This is a genomic window from Citrobacter sp. XT1-2-2, from assembly GCF_023516235.1.
Lineage (GTDB): Bacteria > Pseudomonadota > Gammaproteobacteria > Enterobacterales > Enterobacteriaceae > Citrobacter > Citrobacter werkmanii.
Window position 1 is genome coordinate 1700242 of record NZ_CP097324.1, and the last position, 19541, is coordinate 1719782.

Consider the following 19541-nt stretch of genomic DNA (forward strand, 5'->3'; position numbering starts at 1 on the left):
ATTAATAGTTTCCATCGTTATCTATAAAGAATGAATCTGAATAGCTTTTATTGTTGAGAGAATAAGATATATTATATATATATCCGTGCTTTAATTTAATTTTAAAGCAAGTGTCAGGATATTTTAGAGAGATTCCATCATCTGCTTTAATAACTGTATATTTCCTGCCAGGCGAATAGTAGATACTATAACGCTCTAAAACATCTGTTTTATTTACAGTGAAGCAAATAGTATCGCCTTGTTTAAAAACACTACGTTGCTGTGGAACTGGTACACCTCCACCGGGGCAGCCTGACAGAAGAAATATTAAGGGGATAATAGTTGATTTTTTCATCCGGGAAATCCTTTCATAACAGCTTTGTATTTTGATATTAAAGAATAAACTGATTCATTAGGATTGTAATCTCTGTATACAGATAAATATAAGGTGCCACTATTAAATCCATATGTGAGAAGTAACCAATAATCACTGGCTATTGATGCTTGCTGTTCTAATCCGTAATGAAGAAAATCAGCCTTGTCATTACAAAGTGAATGCAGGGTATTATGATTGGGCTGGGGCCTGTGTGACTTTAAAACCTTCTTGGCTTCATTCTCTTTGGGAAGCGTTCTGTACGCGGTGTATTTGGCTGGACAGAAAACGATAAGTGATGATAAATCAAAAATAGCAGCCTTTGCTATGTCGATGGTTGGCTACTTTAGCAACTTTGTAAATTTGACGTTGCTAATACGAAGTTGTCTGTGGTTGAAGACCATTGTGGGGAAATTATCTACGACATCAGAAATGGGTAAGCTATAGGTAGATGATGGCGATGTGGAAAGGGAAGCTCAACTGTTTCAGAAAAAGCAACAAAAGGATGAGTTCCTTAAATTCGTTTTCTCTGACAATAGCATTGCTTCAGGATATCTTTTGCACCGGGCAGACTATCAAAATTCCTTTTTCATAAATGAGGTTGATGACTTCCCGGTGATGTGTATAGCTGAAATTTTACCGCGAAGTCGACGCTTTGCGTCGGGGATTTTTCCCCGATTAATCCCCGTTACTTCCCCGTTCAGAAAACAGGTATAAAAAAACCAACCACAAGGGTTGGTTTTATTGGGATTTTTGGTCGGCACGAGAGGATTTGAACCTCCGACCCCCGACACCCCATGACGGTGCGCTACCAGGCTGCGCTACGTGCCGACGCTATGGCTGACAATACTACTGCTTTCCAGCGTGAATGCAAGAGGGTGGCTTGCTAACTGATTTATAATTAATCAGTTAGCAATAAATCGTTTCTCATCCGTCAGAACTTGCAGCAGCAGGCTCAGTTGCGGTTTCTGATCTTTTATCTTCTCACCGTGTAAATCATAGGTCTGATAGTTACCGTTGTTGTTAAGCACCAGCGTCATCTCTGGCGTGGTAATCGCCAGCGTGCTGCCGTCGGCGGCGGTAACCCAGTAATGGCGGCGGGTTGCATTAAACAAATCCTGGCCCTGCGAGTACTCGTTAGCTGGCGTGCTGACGTGGAGCAGACGTTGCATGAGCGTCGTCATCAGGTCCGTATGATCGGTCAGGCTATTGATGCGCTGAGCAGGTGTTCCCGGCCAGTGAATAATCAGAGGAACCTGCAGATGACCGCGCGACCAGACAAAATTGTTCTCTTCCTGAGTCAGCGGTACGCCCCGACCCGCGGTAATAATCACCACCGTGTTGTTCAGTTTACCGGAGTCGCGCAGGGCGCTAAGGATCCGGTTAATGTTGGCATCCACATCCTGAGCGGCATTGGCGTAGCGTTTGGCAAAGTTCTTCTGGTTGCTGTCGTTCAGGTTCGTCCCGTTAAAGGAGACCCAGGAGAACCAGCGGTTATCTTCCTGCGCGTAGCGGCCCAGCCAGTTGATCCACTGGCTGGCGGTCTGCTCGTCAGACTGCGTTTGCACGCTCGGCATAGAGAAATCTGACAGTAGCGCCTGGCGATAAAGTGGGCTGGTAAAGCCATCCGAGGAGAATAGCCCCAACTGATATCCCTGCTGGTTCAGCGCAGAGATCAGCGCCGCAGGCGTTCGGGTCGACAAAATGCCGTCCATATAGCTTGGAGAAACGCCATAGAACAGGCCAAAAATCCCGTTATCCGTGGTGTTGCCTGTGCTCATGTGACGCGTAAAGGCGATATTCTGCTCAGCGAATTCAGCCAGCGCTGGCATCTGTTTTTCAAAACGGGAGTAGTTCAGGCCGTCTACGGTGATCAGCAGAACGTTCTGTCCGGTTCCCATATCGCGGTAGCGCAGTTCGCTGAGCGGGTACTGCACGGAAACCGCTTCCGGGTTTCCCTGCTCGATCAGGCGGCGTTGATATTCTTGCGCATCCAACAGACCATGTTTTTCCAGAAACTTGCGTGCCGTCATCGGGTAGGAGAGCGGCAGGTTCGCGCGTTGCATGGTAATAGGGCGATAGAAATTGGCGTCTGCCCAGATGTACACCACATGCGAGGCGATAAAGGAAACGAAGAAGAATGCGGCTAACGGTTTAGCAAAATGGCGACGACGCGTCAGGCTGCGTAGTTTTTGCCAGCTCCAGGTCGCAAACAGCATTTCGATTAACAGAATAACCGGCACGCTGATAAACATCAGTTGCCAGTCACGCGCCGCTTCATTCTGGTCAGGGTTAATGACCAGTTCCCAGACGATCGGGTTGAGGTGCAGGTGGAAGCGGGTAAAAACTTCGCTGTCGATTAACAACAACGTCATGCCAGCCGTCGCCAGGATTGCTGATAAGAATCGCATCAGCCTCTGGGACATGACGATAAACGTCAGGGGAAACAGGATCAGCAGATAGGTGGCAAACACCAGGAAGCTAAAATGCCCGACAACGCTCAGGTAGGAATAAACGCGCCCTGCAAGCGTAGTCGGCCAGTCGGCGACAAACAGGTAACGGCTACCGAGTACCATGGCCAACAGAATGTTGAACAAAGCAAACCAGTGCCCCCAGCTAACCATCTGGGAGACTTTCTCACGGTAGCGCTGACGATGAGTTACCATAAACTGTTGTTCGTTTCCCCGGATCAGGCTCTTAATGCGCTTGGTCGTCGTTTACCGAAGACTGTAATGCGCGGGCAAAAGAGTTGGCAATCGCCTGGCGCTGGGCCGGTGCGATGCTTGTATTGATAAGGTTAGTCACCATGTTTCCCAGTACCATCAGGGAAAGATCGGTCGGCGCCTTATGTTTTTCCAGTACGTTGAGCATCTCATTCAGCAGTTGTTCAACGTGTTCGTCACTATAGCGGGAAATTTGTGGCATAAATCGAAATCAGTCTGTTCATGAAAGGGCAACATATTACCGTACGGACAGTTTTTTTTCTGCTTTTTTATCTTCTATTGCGTCACTGCCCGGCAGGTGGTTGAATACCGCCCGGTCTAAAAGGAGAGTTTATCATGAGTCTGGATATCAACCAGATTGCCCTGCACCAGCTTATCAAACGTGATGAGCAAAACCTTGAGCTGGTCTTGCGCGATTCATTACTGGAACCGACAGCGACCGTTGTCGATATGATGGCTGAACTGCATCGGGTGTATAGCGCCAAGAATAAAGCCTATGGCCTGTTCAGCGAAGAGAGCGAGCTGGCGCAAACGCTGCGTTTACAGCGTCAGGGTGAAGAGGATTTTCTGGCCTTTAGCCGTGCCGCGACAGGGCGTTTGCGGGACGAGCTGGCGAAATATCCTTTTGCCGATGGTGGTATTGTCTTGTTCTGCCATTACCGCTATCTGGCGGTAGAGTATCTGCTGGTTGCCGTACTGAACAATTTAAGCAGCATGCGCGTCAATGAAAATCTGGATATCAATCCGACGCACTATCTGGATATCAATCATGCGGACATCGTGGCGCGTATTGATTTAACCGAGTGGGAAACCAATCCGGAGTCCACACGCTATCTGACGTTCCTGAAAGGGCGGGTAGGGCGCAAAGTCGCCGATTTCTTCATGGACTTTCTCGGCGCCAGCGAAGGTCTGAACGCCAAAGCGCAAAACCGCGGTCTGCTGCAGGCGGTCGATGACTTCACCAATGAGGCGCAACTGGATAAAGCCGAGCGCCAGAACGTGCGTCAGCAGGTGTACAGCTACTGCAACGAGCAGCTACAGGCCGGTGAGGAGATTGAGCTGGAGTCGCTGTCTAAAGAGCTTTCCGGCGTCAGTGAAGTCAGCTTCAGCGAATTCGCTGCTGATAAAGGGTATGAGCTGGAAGAGAGCTTCCCGGCGGATCGCAGTACGTTGCGCCAGTTAACCAAATTTGCCGGCAGCGGTGGTGGGTTAACCATTAATTTTGACGCCATGCTGCTGGGCGAGCGTATTTTCTGGGATCCGGCTACTGATACCCTGACCATCAAAGGTACGCCGCCGAACCTGCGCGACCAGCTCCAGCGCCGCACGTCGGGCGGGAAGTAAACCGTTAATGCCGGATGGCTGCGTAAAGCCCTATCCGGCCCACGGATAAACCCCATAAAAAAACCCCGCCGAGGCGGGGTTTTCTTCAACTTCCAGGCGATTACGCGCGAACGAAGTCGATGTGAGTCAGCTTCGGCTTGAAAGCGTGACGCTGTACAGCCTGAGCTTTAACTTTAACTTCTTTACCGTCAACAACGATGGTCAGAACTTCGCTGTAGAATTCAGCTTTAGCTTGCATGTTCATAACTGCATCGTGATCCAGTTCGATAGCAATCGGGGCTTCTGCGCCACCGTAGATGATTGCCGGGAACTTGTTAGCGGCACGCAGGCGGCGGCTCGCACCCTTACCCTGCTCTTTACGTACTTCAGCGTTGATAGTAAACATTTAAATCTCTCTTTAATAATTCCTGCTACAGGCGACCCAGCAACAGGTAAGTGATCTGCTTTGCGTATGCAAAAGCGGGCGAGATTCTATACTCAAACGGCTGGTACATCAATCAAAAGTACAATTAACCGCGTAATTCATGTGCCCGGCGAAAGCGACCTTCATAATCGAAGACCTTTTCACGCACCTGCCAGTACTGACCTTTCATGCGCGCAACCACGAAATCAGGATGGCGTAACAGCGCCTGCTGGGCGAGGATATCGGCGGCGGTTATCCAGCGTAAGGGAATACCGGGGGTACGGGTGTGCGGGCGAATAAACAGTTGTTCGAATGCCGTACGCTGCGCGGGAGTGTGTAGACGAAAGCGTTCGCTGACGTCGGCCCCGTCTTCATCGTAATAGGTGATTTTTAGCCATTCGCCTTTTTCATCCTGGCCATTTTGTAACACCATACCGCTACAGCGCAGGACCAGCGCATCTTTTAGCCTCAACGCCGCTTTCAGCATATCATCCGGGTCGACCAGCACCGTATCGCATTCACGGCAGCGGCGGGCGGCAATGTCATTTTCCGCGTTGCACTGCGGGCAATTTTTAAAACGGAAACGGAAGTCGCACTGTTCGCGATGACCGTCATCATCTTCAAACCATCCCTGGCAGCGGCGACCAAAATGTTCAATCAGCGTGCCGTCAGCCGTTGTTTTACCCCAGAAGGTGTTGGCAAATCCGCAGGCAGGGCAGAACACCTGTACCGGCACGTTGTCGCTTTTTCCCTTCGGCGCACCCACTTCCGGGGCGTACAGATCGTGGGGATTACCCGCGTAATCGAGGATCAGACAGTCGGTTTTACCAGGGGCCAGGCGCAGTCCGCGACCAACAATTTGTTGGTACAGGCTGACTGATTCCGTCGGGCGCAGAATGGCGATAAGGTCGACGTGTGGGGCATCGAAGCCGGTAGTCAGGACCGACACATTCACCAGATAGCGAAAGCGCTGGGCTTTAAACTCTTCAATCAGTACGTCACGCTCCGCGCCTGGCGTATCTCCGGTAATAAGCGCGGCATCGTCAGCAGGCAGCAGGCCCAGAATTTCTTTGGCGTGTTCAACGGTGGCGGCGAAAATCATCACCCCTTTGCGCGTCTGGGCAAACTCAATAATCTGGCTGATGATATGCGGCGTGATTCGCTGCTGCTTTTTTAATTCCCGATTAAGGTCCGCCTCGCTGAACAGGCCGTTACTTTGTGCCTGCAGGCGGCTGAAATCATACTGCACGACCGGCATGTCGAGGCGTTCCGGCGGCGTCAGGTAGCCGTGTTTAATCATATAGCGCAGCGGTAATTCATAAATGCAGTCGCGAAACAGCGCTTTTTCATCGCCGCGCACCATTCCGTGATAATGAAAGTGGTAAATCCAGCCTTTACCCAGACGAAAAGGCGTGGCGGTAAGCCCCAGCAGGCGTAAGTGGGGATTGACGTTGGTCAGGTGAGTGAGGATTTGCTGATACTGACTCTCTTCATCATCACCGATGCGGTGACATTCATCGACGATCAGCAGGGAAAACTCTCCCTGAAAGGCATCCAGATTACGCGCCACCGACTGTACGCTGCCAAATACCACTTTCCCATGGCTCTCTTTACGCTTCAGCCCGGCGGCAAAAATATCGGCCTCCAGCCCCAACGCGCAATATTTGGCGTGGTTTTGCGCGACCAGCTCTTTGACGTGCGCCAGTACCAGCACGCGACCACGCGCCACGCGGGCCAGTTCCGCTATCACCAGGCTTTTGCCCGCGCCGGTTGGCAGGACGATAACCGCCGGCGTGCGGTGGTGGCGAAAATGGTTGAGCGTGGCGTCCACGGCTTCTTGTTGGTACGGGCGAAGAGTAAAAATCATGGGCTCACTAAGGTAAACAGTAACAATGAATAGTATGCCATGAATCATTTCCCTTGAGGGATGGTGTAACGCCGCTATACTGGGCGGATAACAGTCCCACTTTTCGGGCGCAAACCCGATTCTCGTATTTTTACAGGCAAAAATCACACTCATGCGACTTGATAAATTTATCGCTCAGCAACTCGGCGTCAGCCGCGCTATTGCCGGGCGTGAGATCCGTGCTAACCGCGTTACCGTCGACGGTGAAATCGTCAGAAATAGCGCCTTTAAGCTGCTGCCAGAACATGACGTCGAATATGACGGCAATTCCCTGATTCAACAGAATGGCCCGCGCTATTTTATGCTGAATAAGCCGCAGGGCTATGTTTGTTCAACGGATGATCCGGATCACCCGACGGTTCTTTATTTCCTCGATGAACCCGTCGCACACAAATTACATGCGGCAGGCCGTCTGGATATCGACACCACCGGACTGGTGCTGATGACCGATGACGGACAGTGGTCGCATCGCATCACTTCGCCACGTCACCATTGTGAGAAGACCTATCTGGTGACGCTGGAATCGCCAGTGGCGGATGATACCGCCGAGCAGTTTGCCCGGGGCGTACAACTGCATAACGAAAAAGACCTGACAAAGCCGGCCGTGCTGGAAGTCATTACGCCAACTCAGGTGCGATTGACCATCAGCGAAGGGCGCTATCATCAGGTGAAACGCATGTTCGCCGCCGTGGGGAACCACGTTGTAGAACTGCACCGTGAACGGATCGGCGCCATTAAGCTTGATGATGACCTTGAGCCTGGCGAATACCGTCCATTAACTGAAGAAGAAATTGCCAGCGTTAACTTAACCCCGCGTTAATCTCAGGAGCTAAATGTGACCACCCGGCAGAACTCGTCAATTGCCATTGTCTTTATCCTTGGCTTGTTAGCCATGCTGATGCCGTTGTCGATTGATATGTATCTTCCGGCGCTGCCTGTTATCTCTGAACAGTTTGGTGTGCCTGCCGGTAGCGCGCAGATGACCCTCAGTACCTATATTTTAGGTTTTGCGGTGGGGCAGTTGCTGTATGGTCCAATGGCAGACAGCATTGGGCGTAAGCCGGTAATACTGGGCGGAACGCTGGTGTTTGCGGCGGCGGCAGTTGCCTGTGCGCTGGCGCAAACTATCGATCAACTGATCATAATGCGTTTCTTCCATGGTCTGGCGGCTGCGGCGGCGAGCGTGGTTATCAACGCCCTGATGCGCGATATCTATCCGAAGGAAGAGTTCTCGCGCATGATGTCATTCGTCATGTTGGTCACCACGATAGCGCCATTGCTGGCGCCCATTGTGGGCGGCTGGGTGCTGGTATGGCTGAGCTGGCACTATATCTTTTGGATCCTCGCCGTGGCGGCTATTCTGGCTTCAGTGATGATCTTTACGCTGATCAAAGAAACATTGCCCGTAGAGCGTCGCCAGCCGTTTCGCTTGCGCACTACTCTTGGCAACTTTGCCTCGTTGTTTCGTCATAAGCGCGTACTGAGCTATATGCTGGCCAGCGGGTTCAGCTTTGCCGGAATGTTTTCTTTCCTTAGCGCCGGGCCTTTTGTCTACATCGAGATTAACCATGTTTCACCGCAGCATTTCGGTTACTACTTCGCGCTGAATATTGTTTTCCTGTTCGTGATGACCATCATCAACAGCCGCTTTGTTCGCCGGGTTGGGGCATTGAATATGTTCCGTGCGGGGCTGTGGATCCAGTTTGTGATGGCGGGCTGGATGGTTTTCAGTGCGCTGTTCGGGGTAGGTTTTTGGGCGTTGGTGGTGGGCGTGGCGGCATTTGTCGGCTGCGTGTCGATGGTGTCATCTAACGCGATGGCGGTCATCCTGGATGAATTCCCGCACATGGCGGGAACGGCATCATCTTTGGCGGGGACGTTCAGATTTGGCATTGGCGCTATTGTTGGGGCACTGTTGTCACTGGCGACTTTTAACTCGGCCTGGCCGATGATTTGGTCGATAGCGTTTTGCGCCACCAGCTCTATTCTCTTCTATCTCTACGCCAGTCGCGCTAAAAAACGGTGATCTAATACACAACCTGGAGGTCATAAGGCCTCCAGAGTTGATGTATATCAACCGCAAATCTATCAATTCTCCTGCTTATGTTTATTTTATGTAAAATCAATTTATGTAAAAAGTCACATCATTGTAGTTAAAAAGGTTGAGTTAGATCTCAGAAACGAGTACATATAGCCCGGAAATTTGCCAGAACCATTGAATAAATTTAAATACCTGGTTCGGAAAGCAGCATATGGACATGGGTGTAAACGTTTACCAACTGTTTAAAGACGTTTTGTCAATGATGTGTTAATATTGATTTAAAATAATTGTGAAGTGATTGTGCTTCCAGGGAAAGAAAGTGATGACATTACAACTCTCAATCGTTCATCGTCTGCCGCAGTGCTATCGTTGGTCGGTGGGTTTCGCAGGTTCGAAAGTTGAACCGATTCCGCAAAACGGCCAGAGCAATGAGAACAGCCTGGTGGCGCTCAAATTGCTCAGCCCGGATGGTGATAGCGCGTGGTCAGTCATGCATAAACTCAGCCAGGCCCTCAGTGACATTGAGGTTCCTTGTTCCGTTCTGGAATGCGAAGGGGAGCCGTGCCTGTTTGTGAATCGTCAGGATGAGTTTGCTGCGACCTGCAGACTGAAAAATTTCGGCGTGGCAATCGCAGAACCTTTTTCAAATAACAATCCGTTTTGAGCGTCAGCTTAGCGCGAGCAGCTGACGCGTATAGGCCTGTTGTGGCGCGTTGAATACGTGCTCGCATTGCCCCTGTTCCACAACTTCTCCCTGCCTTAGCACAATAACCTGATGGCACAACGCGCGTACGACATGCAAATCATGGCTGATAAAAATATAGGCCAGACGATGCTTTTCCTGTAAGGACTTTAACAACATCAGGATTTGCGCCTGTACGGTCCTGTCGAGTGAGGATGTCGGCTCATCCAGAATGATCAGCGAAGGTTTTAGAATCAACGCCCGGGCAATGGCTATGCGTTGACGTTGACCACCGGAAAACTCTGCGGGATAACGATGTCGCGTTTCGCTATCCAGCCCCACTTCCGTCATGACCGCTTTCACCTGCGCTTCACGTTGTTCGGCAGTAAGTGTCGGTTGATGAACGCGTAGTCCCTCCTCAATAATTTGTAGCACGCTTAAACGTGGGTTTAGCGAGGAGTTAGGATCCTGAAATACCACCTGAATGCGGTGACGTACGGGTAACAGCTGGCGACGATTTAAGGTATGCAACGCCTGGCCATCGAACACAATACTCCCCTGCGATGTGATTAGCCTCAGTAGCGCCAGCCCGGTGGTGCTTTTCCCGGAACCTGACTCACCGACCAGCCCCAGCGTTTCACCGGGCCGCAGGGAAAAACTGACGTCGTTGACCACGACGTTATGGTCTACTACGCGCTTCAGAATGCCTTTGCGGACAGGGAAGGCGACGCGGAGTTTTTCCACTTCCAGCAAGGGAGTTTGCCCTACAGGTAAGGGGACCGGGTCACCGGAAGGTTCGCTGTTTAACAATTTCTGCGTGTACGGATGCGAGGGCGCAGAGAGCAGTTGTGCGGCACGATTTTGCTCAACGCACAGGCCGTTTTGCATGACCGCCACGGTATCGGCCAGCTTTTTCACAATGCTGAGGTTATGGGTGATGAATAGTAATCCCATATTCAGCTCTCGCTGTAACCCCCGCAGCAGTTGCAGGATCTGCGCCTGAACGGAGACATCCAGCGCGGTGGTGGGTTCATCGGCAATCAGCAGTTCTGGCCGCGTTAGCAGCGCCATGGCGATCATCACACGTTGGCGCTCACCGCCGGACAATTGGTGTGGGTAATCTGCGAGACGTTTGGCCGCCTGACGGATCCCGACGCGGTCCAGACAGGTCAGAATCTCTGCCCGGGCGGCCTCGCGACGCATTCCCCGATGCAGCGACAGCACCTCGTAAAGCTGTTTTTCCAGGTTGTGAAGCGGGTTCAGTGACACCATCGGCTCCTGGAAAATCATGGCGATTTTGTTCCCTCGTACGCCGCGAAGCGTCTGCTCGTCGGCGTGAAGCAATGATTCACCATGGAAACGAATATCTCCGGCAAGATAGACCGCAGGAGGGGACGGTAATAAGCGCAGAATAGAAAGCGCGGTCACACTTTTCCCTGAGCCAGATTCGCCCACCAGCGCCAGCGTTTGCCCGGCATCAACCCGCAATGAGAGAGTGTTGACCACGGTGCGCACGCTCTCCTGGTGGCGAAAACCTACCGATAAATTATCAATAGCTAACAGAGGTTGTGTCATTTTAAATCGCCTTATTGGGATCAAACGCGTCGCGTACCGCTTCACCAATAAAGATCAGTAGCGATAAAAGCAGGGCAACGGAGATGAACGCAGTGATCCCAAGCCACGGCGCCTGCAGGTTATTTTTACCTTGTAACAGGAGTTCTCCCAACGATGGCGAGCCAAGCGGTAAGCCGAATCCGAGGAAATCCAGCGAGGTCAGGGTGGTTATCGAGGCGCATAATATAAACGGTAAAAAAGTCAGAGCGGCGACCATCGCGTTGGGTAGCATATGACGCAGAATAATACTGCGATCGCTCACGCCGAGCGCCTGCGCGGCACGAATGTAATCAAAGTTTCGGGTACGTAAAAATTCCGCACGTACCACGCCAACCAGACTCATCCAGCCAAACAGCACGGTAATGCCCAGCAGCCACCAGAAGTTGGGCTGGACCACGCTCGACAGCAGAATGATCAGAAACAGCGTTGGCATACCAGACCAAACCTCAATGAATCGCTGCCCCCACAGGTCCACCTTACCGCCATAATAGCCCTGAATAGCGCCAGCCATGATGCCCATCACGCTGGAACACAGGGTCAGCATTAAACCAAACAGGACCGAGATACGCGTGCCGTAGAGGATACGCGCCAACACGTCGCCGCCGTTGGCGTCCGTCCCCAGCCAGTTTTGCGCAGAAGGTGGGGAAGGGAAGGGCTTATCAGTGGCAAAGTTAATGCTGGTGGCCCCAAAGCGTACGGGCGCCCACAGGATCCAGCCCTGCTTCTCCAGGCGCTGCTGTAGCCAGGGATCCTGATAATCAGCTTTGGTCGCCAGTGGTCCGCCAAAGTCGCTTTCACTGTAGTTTTTGAACAAAGGGAAATACCAACTGCTGTCATAGCGCACCAGCAGCGGCTTATCGTTGGCAATCAGTTCGGAACACAGGCTAAGGCCAAACAACACCAGAAAAATCCACAGCGACCAGTAGCCGCGGCGGTTATGACGAAAACGCGCCCAGCGGGCCTGATTGACGGGGCTTAATCGCGACATTAGCGTCCCTCAAAATCAATACGGGGATCGACCAGCGTATAGCTGATATCACTGAGAATATTCAGCAGCAGTCCGATCAGGGTGAAGATATAGAGCGTGCCAAACATCACCGGGTAGTCGCGTGATACGGTGGATTCATACCCCAGTAACCCCAGTCCGTTAAGCGAGAACATGACTTCAATCAGCAGCGAGCCGGTAAAAAACATGCTGATAAACGTTGCCGGGAAACCTGCTATCACCAGTAACATCGCGTTGCGAAACACATGTTTCCATAGAATATTTTTCTCGCTTACCCCTTTGGCGCGCGCGGTGACGACATACTGCTTGCGGACTTCATCCAGAAATGAGTTTTTAGTCAGCATGGTCAGCGCGGCAAACCCGCCAACCACCGTCGCCAGCACCGGCAGGGTAATATGCCACAGGTAGTCGGTTATTTTTTGATACCAGGGCAGAGAGTCAAAGTTGGCGGAAACCAGCCCGCGCAGCGGGAACAGGTCGTAGTAGCTTCCCCCGGCAAAAAAGACGATCAGCAAAATCGCAAACAGAAAGGCCGGGATGGCATAGCCGATAATAATGAATGCGCTGCTCCACACATCGAATCGACTGCCATTGTGTACCGCTTTACGGATACCTAGCGGGATCGACACCAGATAAATGATGAGCGTACTCCACAGCCCCAGCGTGACGGAAACGGGCAGGCTGTCTTTGATAAGCGTCAGCACCGAAGCGCTACGAAACAGGCTGTCGCCGAAATCGAAACGAATGTAGTCCCAGAGCATTTTGAAGTAACGCTCATGAATAGGTTTATCGAACCCGTAGCGGCGGGTGATTTCTGCAATCACTTCCGGGTCAAGACCGCGGCCTCCGCGATAATTGCTGTCGCTAATGTTACCCACGCCGGTTTGCGCGTGGCTGGCGCGAACGCCTTCGCTGCCCGCGCCGGGTAAGGCGCCACTTTGCCCGAACTCAATAGCGGCGACGGCCTGCTCAACCGGACCGCCGGGGGCAATTTGCACGATAAAAAAGTTGATGGTGATGATGGCCCAGAGCGTCGGGATCACCAGCAGCAGACGTCGAATCAGATAAGCGCCCATTTACTCTCCCTGTCGTCTGGCTGCGGGTAGCTTCGCCGCTTTGTTGACGTCATACCACCAGTTATCGAGGCCGATGGTGTAAATTGGGCGAATAGCAGGATGTGAAAATTTGTCCCACCAGGCGATACGATCCTCGGCCATGTACCACATCGGCAACATGTAGTAGTTCCAGGTTAATACCCTGTCCAGCGCCCGTCCCAGCGGGATCAGTTTGGCTTTATCACCTTGCGCCGCGATGATTTGATTGATCAATTTATCAATCACCGGGCTTTGCACGCCGGGCGCATTGTAGCTGGAGTCAATGTACTCAGAAGCCCACAGAATTTGCAGGTCTGAACTCGGCCACGGCATCGCGCGGTACAACCTCGGCATCATGTCATAGTCGCGACTGCGCAGGCGGTTCGTGATTTGCGAATTATCAACCTGGCGGATGTTCATGGTGATGCCTAAGCGCTGCAGGTTGTGCTGGAACGGCAGTACCCACTGGCTGTTACTGCCCGCCGGGAGCAACAGTTCGAAGCTCAGGGGTTTACCGCTGGCGCTGTTCACGCGCTGCTGTCCCTTTAGTATCCAGCCAGCCTGTTCCAGTAAGGTATTGGCTTTCAATAAGTTGTCACGATCGTAACCATCACCTGTTGATTTTGGCGGCTGAAAAATTTGGCTGAAGACCTCAGGGGGGAGATCTTTTTTCAATGGCGCGAGTATCACCAGTTCATCCGCATCGGGGTAATTTTTTGCGGCATACTCGGTATTCTGAAAATAGCTGTTTGTCCGGCTCCAGGCGTTATAGAACAGGGCTTTATTCATCCATTCAAAATCAAAGGCCAGCGTGATGGCTTCACGTACGCGTCGATCGCTGAATACCGGACGCTGAATATTAAAGGCCAGCCAACGCGTATCCTGTGTGGATTCGTTTTTCTGCTCATCTTTGATGATGTAATGATTTGCGAAATTTTTGCCGGTATAACGTGTCGCCCAGTTTTTGGCATCGTTCTCCAGACGCAGATCAAACGCCCCGGCCTTAAACGCTTCAAAGGCGACGTTGTCATCAAGATAGTAATCGTAGCGGATGGTATCAAAGTTCCAGCGTCCGCGGTTAACGGGCAGGTTCGCGGCCCAATAATCTTTGACACGCGAATAGACAATATACTGGCCCATTTTCCACTGGGTGATACGGTACGGGCCGCTGGCAAGCGGTGGGGAAGATAAGGGATCGCTGAGTTTATGATCCTTCCAGTATTTCTCAGGCATCACGGGTAATGAAAACAGGCTGAGCATATCCTCTTTGCCCGGTTTGGCTAATTCAATACGCACGGTTAACGGTGCAATGGCTTTTACCGTTGTGCCTTTGTAGACGAGGCGAAACTGCGGCACGCCTTCAGTCATAAATTTGTGAAAGGTGAAGGCGACATCGCTGGCGGTAATGGGGGAGCCATCGTGAAAACGCGCCCGTGGATTAATGGCGATTTCTACCCAGGAATAGTCGTCAGCATAGCGCGCGCTGTCGGCAATGAGCGGGTAATAGCTGCCAGGCTCGTCGTCAGAGGTGGTAAAAAGCGTATCGTACAGCGTTTCGGTGCGCGCGCCGGGATTGCCACGCATTGCATAGCGGTTGAAGTTATCGAACGTACCAATCGCGGAGAGGGTGATTTGCCCGCCTTTGGGCGCGGCTGGGTTAACGTAATCAAAGTGGTTAAAGTTAAACGCGTACTTCGGTTCGCCCAGTACGGCAAACGCATAGCTTTCTTTGATGGATTGCGCCTGAACGCTAAACCCGATGAGGGCGATAAACAGCAGCAGTAGGCGAGGGATCATATAAAAGCGCTTTCCTTTTCCTGTCACAACCCGACGGGCATCATGCCTGAGAGATAAGGGGTGTGGCGGCGAGTAAGAGTATATGAATCGCAAACTGCGATCACCACGTTGGCTTATTGGGCTGCGCCATCCAACGCACGAAATCAGCAAGCTTTAACGGTCGGCTAATCCAGTATCCCTGGAAAAAATGTACTCCACGATCGCGCAGCCAACGAGCTTGCTCAGGTGTTTCTACCCCTTCAGCAACCGTCAGCATATTAAGACGCTTAGAGAGTGTCAACACGGCGTCCAGAACCGGAGAGGTCAGGGTTTCTGTGCCGATGGCGTTAATAAACCCGCGATCGATTTTCAGGTAGTCAACGGTGAAGCGTTCCAGATAGATAAGCGCGCTATGACCGGTGCCGAAATCATCAATAGCAATTTCAAAGCCAACAGAGTGTAGCCATTCGAATAGCTGTGTCGCCTCGTGTTGATTAAGCATATCGCGTTCAGTGATTTCCAGCACTAACTGAAAATGGTTCGCGGGAAGCGAGGCGCGCAGCCGTCGAATGTCATCTTTAAAACTCTCGCCGTGCAGGTGCGTTGGTGCGATGTTAATCCCCAGTTTGGCGCCAGCAGGAAACACTTTTTGCAGCGTCGGGGCGTCCTGCGCTATTAACTTAAAGAGGTGTTGGGTCAGCGGGACAATCATTTTCTGCGATTCTGCATAATGAATGAAGGCATCCGGTGGGATCTCACCCGTTGATGGATGATGCCAACGTAATAACACCTCAACACCTTTTACCTCCAGCGTTTGCATCTCTACGACGGGCTGGTACACCACATAAAATTGATTATGTTTGATGGCGTGGAGGATATCTTTACCAGGGCGTAACCGGACAGTGAAGATGTAATACCAGAGGAGAACCCCGGTGATAATCCCGGCCATACATCCCAACATAATCGCGTACCAGATGTCGTTGTACGTCCACTCTTGCGCATACAAACGAATCTTCAGCGGTACCTCTTTAAGCGTCGCCTGGCGCCATGGCGTGTTAGGCAGCGCAGAGACGTCCATAATTCGGGATGAAAATGTTGAAATAGCCGTGTCGCCAGCAATAACGGCAATACCATTAAAATTATCCTCGCGGGCGGTATAAAGCAGATAGGGCGCCAGGTTGATATTCAATGAAGAAAATACGCCGCTGTTATGGAACGAGGGATTGCGGTGCCAAATCATTATCGCTGGCTTATCCGGCATCATGGGCGTCCCGGAAAGTATTTCCACATCAACATCTTTGTTGATATTCAGCTTGGGGATCAGCGACAAAATGGGGGCGTTCATTGCGCCTGTTGCGGAGGAGCAAAAAGCAATGCCGTCTTTTACCAGCAAAAAAGCGCGAACGTTGAGGTTAAAAGCCGCACTGGAGGTAAGTTTTGCAGCGACTTGCTGGCAGTTCTTTTCCAGCAGGGGTTGAAGCGCATCTGTGGTGGTTTTGAGATCTGCAAAGTAACTACTGACATAATTCTGGATATCGGCAAGCAGCGTTTCGTACTTAACCTCTCGCTTATGCCAGGTAACCAAAAATTGCAGGGTACTCACGAGCAATGCGACGATAAGCCCCGTTAACATACAGGAAAGCAGGATTTTCCGACCGGATGAAGAGCTGCGTCTGAACATAGTTCCTTATGTTTACCTGTAGTAACCGCTTATTCTGTATGAATATAACCTGAAATGGTCCATGCTGTGAGATTTTTCTTAGTCGAGAGGCGAAACAAAAAAGCACCGCCGAAGCAGTGCTTTTGATATGTCTCATCAGGATAGCCAAGGGATAGCTGCCAAACGAAATTAACTGCGGCTCAGAACCCGGCGAGCTTCGTTGTAACGTTTTTTCCAGTAAGGCTCGTTCATGCTGGAAATGATAACGCCACTGCTGGTCGAGGCATGAACAAACTGGTTGTTGCCGATATAGATACCGACGTGGCGGCCTGTGGAGCCAGCACGGAACAGAACCAGATCGCCTGTGCGCAGATTAGTACGCGAAACGGATTTACCCGTTTCCTGTTGTTCGTAGGTTGAGCGCGGAAGCTCTAAACCAAACTGCTCACGGAACGTACGCTGTACGAAGCTGGAGCAATCAATACCTTTTTTGGTGCTGCCGCCAAGGCGGTAACGCACGCCTTTCCAGTCAGCATACTGATCCATAATACGTGATTTAACATCGATATTACGGACCATATTTTCAAATTCATCCTGAGAGGCTTGCAGTGAAGAGTTATCTCCATTGCCCACAGCATGCGTCTCAGAATGCATATTCCTGGCGGTGTTCGTGGTACTACATGCGGAAAGCAGAACCGCAACTGCTATCGCGGGTATGCCCCGCAAGATATATCTCAAAATCGGTTGAGATTTGACCATTTTGTTTGTTTTCCCTTGAAGTCCTTAACGATAAATATCGTTATAAAAAATGCCAAACGTGACGAGACTAATTACCATCGCACGATGAGACAATTCCTTAAGGTCAAATCTGTGGCAGAACGCACAAATTTATTCAGAAAGGGAATAATTGTCCCGCGAGGCAAAACGAGTTCGAGGTTACCCGATCGCCCCAGTCATTGCGAGAGATTTTATGTGATTTCTTATAAGAAAAATTGATACAGAAAGTGAATAAACGGCATTGGCTAAATTAAGAACAATTAGCGTAAAAAATATGCAAGCCATTCATTCTAAACATGAATAAGATGACAGGAGAATGACAATCAGAATGATGGAATATCGGTCGTCATCATCAGGGAATCAGAAGTTTCCCTGATGATGTTAATTGTTTTGCGTTATTTGTTTGAAAATTGTTTGTTTTTGCCGGGCAGATAATTCACAAACAGCGTGACCAGACGATCGCTTAATGGCGTCATTAGCCACCAGGGTAAGCCAATCAGCACAACCGTCATGGAGCCGACCACGATATCGGTGAGCCAGTGAGCGCCGATCATTACGCGTGGAAAAGCAAAAACCACAGCGATAATAAGGCCGATTATGCCTGCAACTTTTCCGAAATAACGCAGCATAAATGCGGAAAAAATAAGCAGCATCATGCCGTGATCGCCAGGAAAACTGTCTCTGGAGGCATCTTTGGTTGGAATATGCAGCAGTTCGCTGACGCGATAAATATTATCCAGCATCAGAGTAGGGCTGGCGCGTTTAACCGGAATAAGCGCCTGGCCCAACTGATTTAATACCACTGCGGTGAGCAGCATCACCAGACCAATAGCCACAATACGCCGGCGACCTTCCGCCGTATCCTTCAGCCAAAAGTGCAGCATCAGTGCGCCCATAGCCAACAACGAGCAGCCATCAAATGCCCGGTTATTGGTGATCGCAACAATCCACAGAAACAGCGGGCTTTCAACCAGCTTCTGATTGAAGAAACGGAAGACGCCCGTATCCAGTGAGGACCAGAACCCGTGCCCGGCGGGAATATACCAGGACAGAAACAGCGCTATACCTGCAATATTGAGCAGTATAATAAGAGGGTATCGGGTTTTCATCGTCGTTTACCATTGCTATAAAACGAAGGCAACCTTACGCGCTACCGTCTAAACGAAGTCTCAACAATGCGCTCTGTAACGTATTCCAGTCGGTGTCGGTATCGGAGATGAGTTCAATACGGCTATCCGGCGGAGCGACGTTTTGCGTCTCAATATGCCAGTCGTCTCCCTGACGGTTAATGCGCACCAGCCCCTCTTTGATACGCATTACACCTTTTACACGCCCTACGGGTGCAAGGCGCGACCATTCCAGCAGGCCGATGGTATCGAACACCGTATCGGCGTCAAAGATCCAGCCGCAGGCCTGATGACCCTGACCGCTGTTCAGGCTGCGACGCCAACGCTGTTGTGCGGGCAAACTTAACGCCGCCAGCCCTTTCTTGTCAGCATGACTATGGGCGTGCTCAGCGCTTGCGGGAAGCTGCGCCAGGTTTAGTCGGGGCAAATCCAGTAATTGACCGGCAATATTTCCATGATCGGCATGGACCAACTGACGATTGCCGCCATAGTGCTGCCACCAGGTTTGCAGGGCGTTTTCGCTTTCCGTTGTGGCGCGGTCGGCTTTGTTGGCGACGATGATATCGGCGGCAGCCAGTTGATCGCGGAAATTGTCATTGGCGACGCTTTTTTCATCCAGTAGCTGGCGAGGATCAAGAATACAAAGGGTCGCGCGCAAATCGATCCACGGTTCGTAAACCGGCGCGGTAAGTAAATCCAGAATCTGTTTGGGATGTCCGAGGCCGGTAGGTTCAATGAGCAGTCGGTCAGGTTTTCCCTGACGCAACAACGTATTGAGGCCAACCTGCATTGGCAGGCCGTTAACACAGCACATGCAGCCGCCGGGGATCTCTTTTAGCAATGCGCCGCTGTCGGCTAACAGGGCGCCATCAATACCTACTTCGCCAAACTCATTGACCAGTACGGCCCACTTCTCTGCGGGATCTTTGTTTGCCAATAAATGAAGAATAGAGGTGGTTTTGCCACTGCCGAGAAAACCGGTGATGAGATTGGTTTTAGTCACATTTACTCCAGAATCATAAATTGCCGTAATGGC

17 protein-coding genes and 1 tRNA gene are annotated in these 19541 nt (G+C 51.2%); 4 read left to right on the top strand and 14 right to left on the bottom strand.

The window, feature by feature from the left end:
- Position 1: 1 nt before the first annotated feature.
- The 4 genes from M4I31_RS08000 to M4I31_RS08015 form a co-directional block, all read right to left on the bottom strand.
- Entirely contained in the window at positions 2-334 is a 333-nt protein-coding gene (locus M4I31_RS08000; RefSeq protein ID WP_069323424.1) for a putative T6SS immunity periplasmic lipoprotein, read from the bottom strand.
- Between the two features lie 772 nt (positions 335-1106).
- Positions 1107-1183, bottom strand: a tRNA-Pro gene (locus M4I31_RS08005).
- A 74-nt stretch (positions 1184-1257) separates the two neighbouring features.
- On the bottom strand, positions 1258-3018 hold the full coding sequence (yejM, locus tag M4I31_RS08010) for an LPS biosynthesis-modulating metalloenzyme YejM (RefSeq protein WP_085047858.1): 1761 nt from the start codon (positions 3016-3018) through the stop codon (positions 1258-1260).
- 31 nt (positions 3019-3049) lie between these two features.
- Positions 3050-3277 carry a YejL family protein gene (locus M4I31_RS08015; RefSeq protein ID WP_003027506.1) on the bottom strand — a complete coding sequence of 76 codons (228 nt, stop codon included), beginning with the start codon at positions 3275-3277 and terminating at the stop codon, positions 3050-3052.
- 134 nt (positions 3278-3411) lie between these two features.
- Between M4I31_RS08015 and yejK the strand changes: the two genes are divergently transcribed.
- On the top strand, positions 3412-4419 hold the full coding sequence (gene yejK, locus M4I31_RS08020) for a nucleoid-associated protein YejK (RefSeq protein ID WP_006683753.1): 1008 nt from the start codon (positions 3412-3414) through the stop codon (positions 4417-4419).
- Between the two features lie 100 nt (positions 4420-4519).
- Here the strand turns inward: yejK and rplY are convergent, their stop codons facing one another.
- Together rplY and M4I31_RS08030 are read right to left on the bottom strand one after the other, a co-directional pair.
- Positions 4520-4804 (bottom strand): 50S ribosomal protein L25, encoded by a 285-nt coding sequence (rplY, locus tag M4I31_RS08025; protein WP_006683755.1) that lies wholly within the window; start codon positions 4802-4804, stop codon positions 4520-4522.
- A 124-nt stretch (positions 4805-4928) separates the two neighbouring features.
- A complete protein-coding gene (locus M4I31_RS08030; RefSeq protein ID WP_085048254.1) occupies positions 4929-6689 on the bottom strand; it encodes a DEAD/DEAH box helicase in 1761 nt (586 codons plus the stop codon).
- Between the two features lie 151 nt (positions 6690-6840).
- On the opposite strand from M4I31_RS08030, the gene rsuA reads away from it, so the two are divergent.
- The 3 genes from rsuA (at position 6841) to M4I31_RS08045 (ending at position 9433) form a co-directional block, all read left to right on the top strand.
- Positions 6841-7548 (top strand): 16S rRNA pseudouridine(516) synthase RsuA, encoded by a 708-nt coding sequence (gene rsuA, locus M4I31_RS08035; protein ID WP_061382086.1) that lies wholly within the window; start codon positions 6841-6843, stop codon positions 7546-7548.
- A 15-nt stretch (positions 7549-7563) separates the two neighbouring features.
- Positions 7564-8754: a Bcr/CflA family multidrug efflux MFS transporter gene (locus M4I31_RS08040; protein ID WP_042307254.1), complete on the top strand. Its 1191-nt coding sequence runs from the start codon at positions 7564-7566 to the stop codon at positions 8752-8754.
- 334 nt (positions 8755-9088) lie between these two features.
- Positions 9089-9433: a YejG family protein gene (locus M4I31_RS08045; protein WP_029139605.1), complete on the top strand. Its 345-nt coding sequence runs from the start codon at positions 9089-9091 to the stop codon at positions 9431-9433.
- A gap of 3 nt (positions 9434-9436) precedes the next feature.
- Here M4I31_RS08045 and yejF read toward each other — a convergent pair whose 3' ends face one another.
- From yejF to M4I31_RS08085, 8 genes are all read right to left on the bottom strand, one after another.
- Positions 9437-11026, bottom strand: a complete 1590-nt coding sequence (yejF, locus tag M4I31_RS08050) for a microcin C ABC transporter ATP-binding protein YejF (protein WP_085047859.1) — start codon at positions 11024-11026, stop codon at positions 9437-9439.
- A 1-nt stretch (position 11027) separates the two neighbouring features.
- Positions 11028-12053 (bottom strand): ABC transporter permease, encoded by a 1026-nt coding sequence (locus tag M4I31_RS08055; RefSeq protein WP_061382084.1) that lies wholly within the window; start codon positions 12051-12053, stop codon positions 11028-11030.
- Positions 12053-13147 carry a microcin C ABC transporter permease YejB gene (locus tag M4I31_RS08060; protein ID WP_038642053.1) on the bottom strand — a complete coding sequence of 365 codons (1095 nt, stop codon included), beginning with the start codon at positions 13145-13147 and terminating at the stop codon, positions 12053-12055. Before M4I31_RS08060 ends, M4I31_RS08055 begins: the two co-directional genes overlap by 1 nt.
- Positions 13148-14962 (bottom strand): extracellular solute-binding protein, encoded by a 1815-nt coding sequence (locus M4I31_RS08065; RefSeq protein ID WP_085047860.1) that lies wholly within the window; start codon positions 14960-14962, stop codon positions 13148-13150.
- Between the two features lie 100 nt (positions 14963-15062).
- Positions 15063-16622 carry a cyclic di-GMP phosphodiesterase gene (locus M4I31_RS08070; protein ID WP_069323432.1) on the bottom strand — a complete coding sequence of 520 codons (1560 nt, stop codon included), beginning with the start codon at positions 16620-16622 and terminating at the stop codon, positions 15063-15065.
- A 168-nt stretch (positions 16623-16790) separates the two neighbouring features.
- Positions 16791-17360: a bifunctional murein DD-endopeptidase/murein LD-carboxypeptidase gene (gene mepS / locus M4I31_RS08075; protein WP_003027474.1), complete on the bottom strand. Its 570-nt coding sequence runs from the start codon at positions 17358-17360 to the stop codon at positions 16791-16793.
- Positions 17361-17773: 413 nt separating this feature from the next.
- Positions 17774-18487, bottom strand: a complete 714-nt coding sequence (locus tag M4I31_RS08080) for a phosphatase PAP2 family protein (protein ID WP_069323433.1) — start codon at positions 18485-18487, stop codon at positions 17774-17776.
- A gap of 34 nt (positions 18488-18521) precedes the next feature.
- Positions 18522-19508 (bottom strand): GTP-binding protein, encoded by a 987-nt coding sequence (locus tag M4I31_RS08085; protein ID WP_069323434.1) that lies wholly within the window; start codon positions 19506-19508, stop codon positions 18522-18524.
- Positions 19509-19541 lie beyond the last annotated feature (33 nt).

Bases quoted from the DNA above. Each gene is read 5' to 3' on its own strand.
- M4I31_RS08070 (WP_069323432.1), bottom strand. From the start codon at position 16,622: ATGTTCAGACGCAGCTCTTCATCCGGTCGGAAAATCCTGCTTTCCTGT.
- yejM (WP_085047858.1), bottom strand. From the start codon at position 3,018: ATGGTAACTCATCGTCAGCGCTACCGTGAGAAAGTCTCCCAGATGGTT.
- rsuA (WP_061382086.1), top strand. From the start codon at position 6,841: ATGCGACTTGATAAATTTATCGCTCAGCAACTCGGCGTCAGCCGCGCT.
- rplY (WP_006683755.1), bottom strand. From the start codon at position 4,804: ATGTTTACTATCAACGCTGAAGTACGTAAAGAGCAGGGTAAGGGTGCG.
- yejK (WP_006683753.1), top strand. From the start codon at position 3,412: ATGAGTCTGGATATCAACCAGATTGCCCTGCACCAGCTTATCAAACGT.
- yejF (WP_085047859.1), bottom strand. From the start codon at position 11,026: ATGACACAACCTCTGTTAGCTATTGATAATTTATCGGTAGGTTTTCGC.
- M4I31_RS08015 (WP_003027506.1), bottom strand. From the start codon at position 3,277: ATGCCACAAATTTCCCGCTATAGTGACGAACACGTTGAACAACTGCTG.
- M4I31_RS08060 (WP_038642053.1), bottom strand. From the start codon at position 13,147: ATGGGCGCTTATCTGATTCGACGTCTGCTGCTGGTGATCCCGACGCTC.
- M4I31_RS08055 (WP_061382084.1), bottom strand. From the start codon at position 12,053: ATGTCGCGATTAAGCCCCGTCAATCAGGCCCGCTGGGCGCGTTTTCGT.
- mepS (WP_003027474.1), bottom strand. From the start codon at position 17,360: ATGGTCAAATCTCAACCGATTTTGAGATATATCTTGCGGGGCATACCC.
- M4I31_RS08080 (WP_069323433.1), bottom strand. From the start codon at position 18,487: ATGAAAACCCGATACCCTCTTATTATACTGCTCAATATTGCAGGTATA.
- M4I31_RS08030 (WP_085048254.1), bottom strand. From the start codon at position 6,689: ATGATTTTTACTCTTCGCCCGTACCAACAAGAAGCCGTGGACGCCACG.
- M4I31_RS08000 (WP_069323424.1), bottom strand. From the start codon at position 334: ATGAAAAAATCAACTATTATCCCCTTAATATTTCTTCTGTCAGGCTGC.
- M4I31_RS08065 (WP_085047860.1), bottom strand. From the start codon at position 14,962: ATGATCCCTCGCCTACTGCTGCTGTTTATCGCCCTCATCGGGTTTAGC.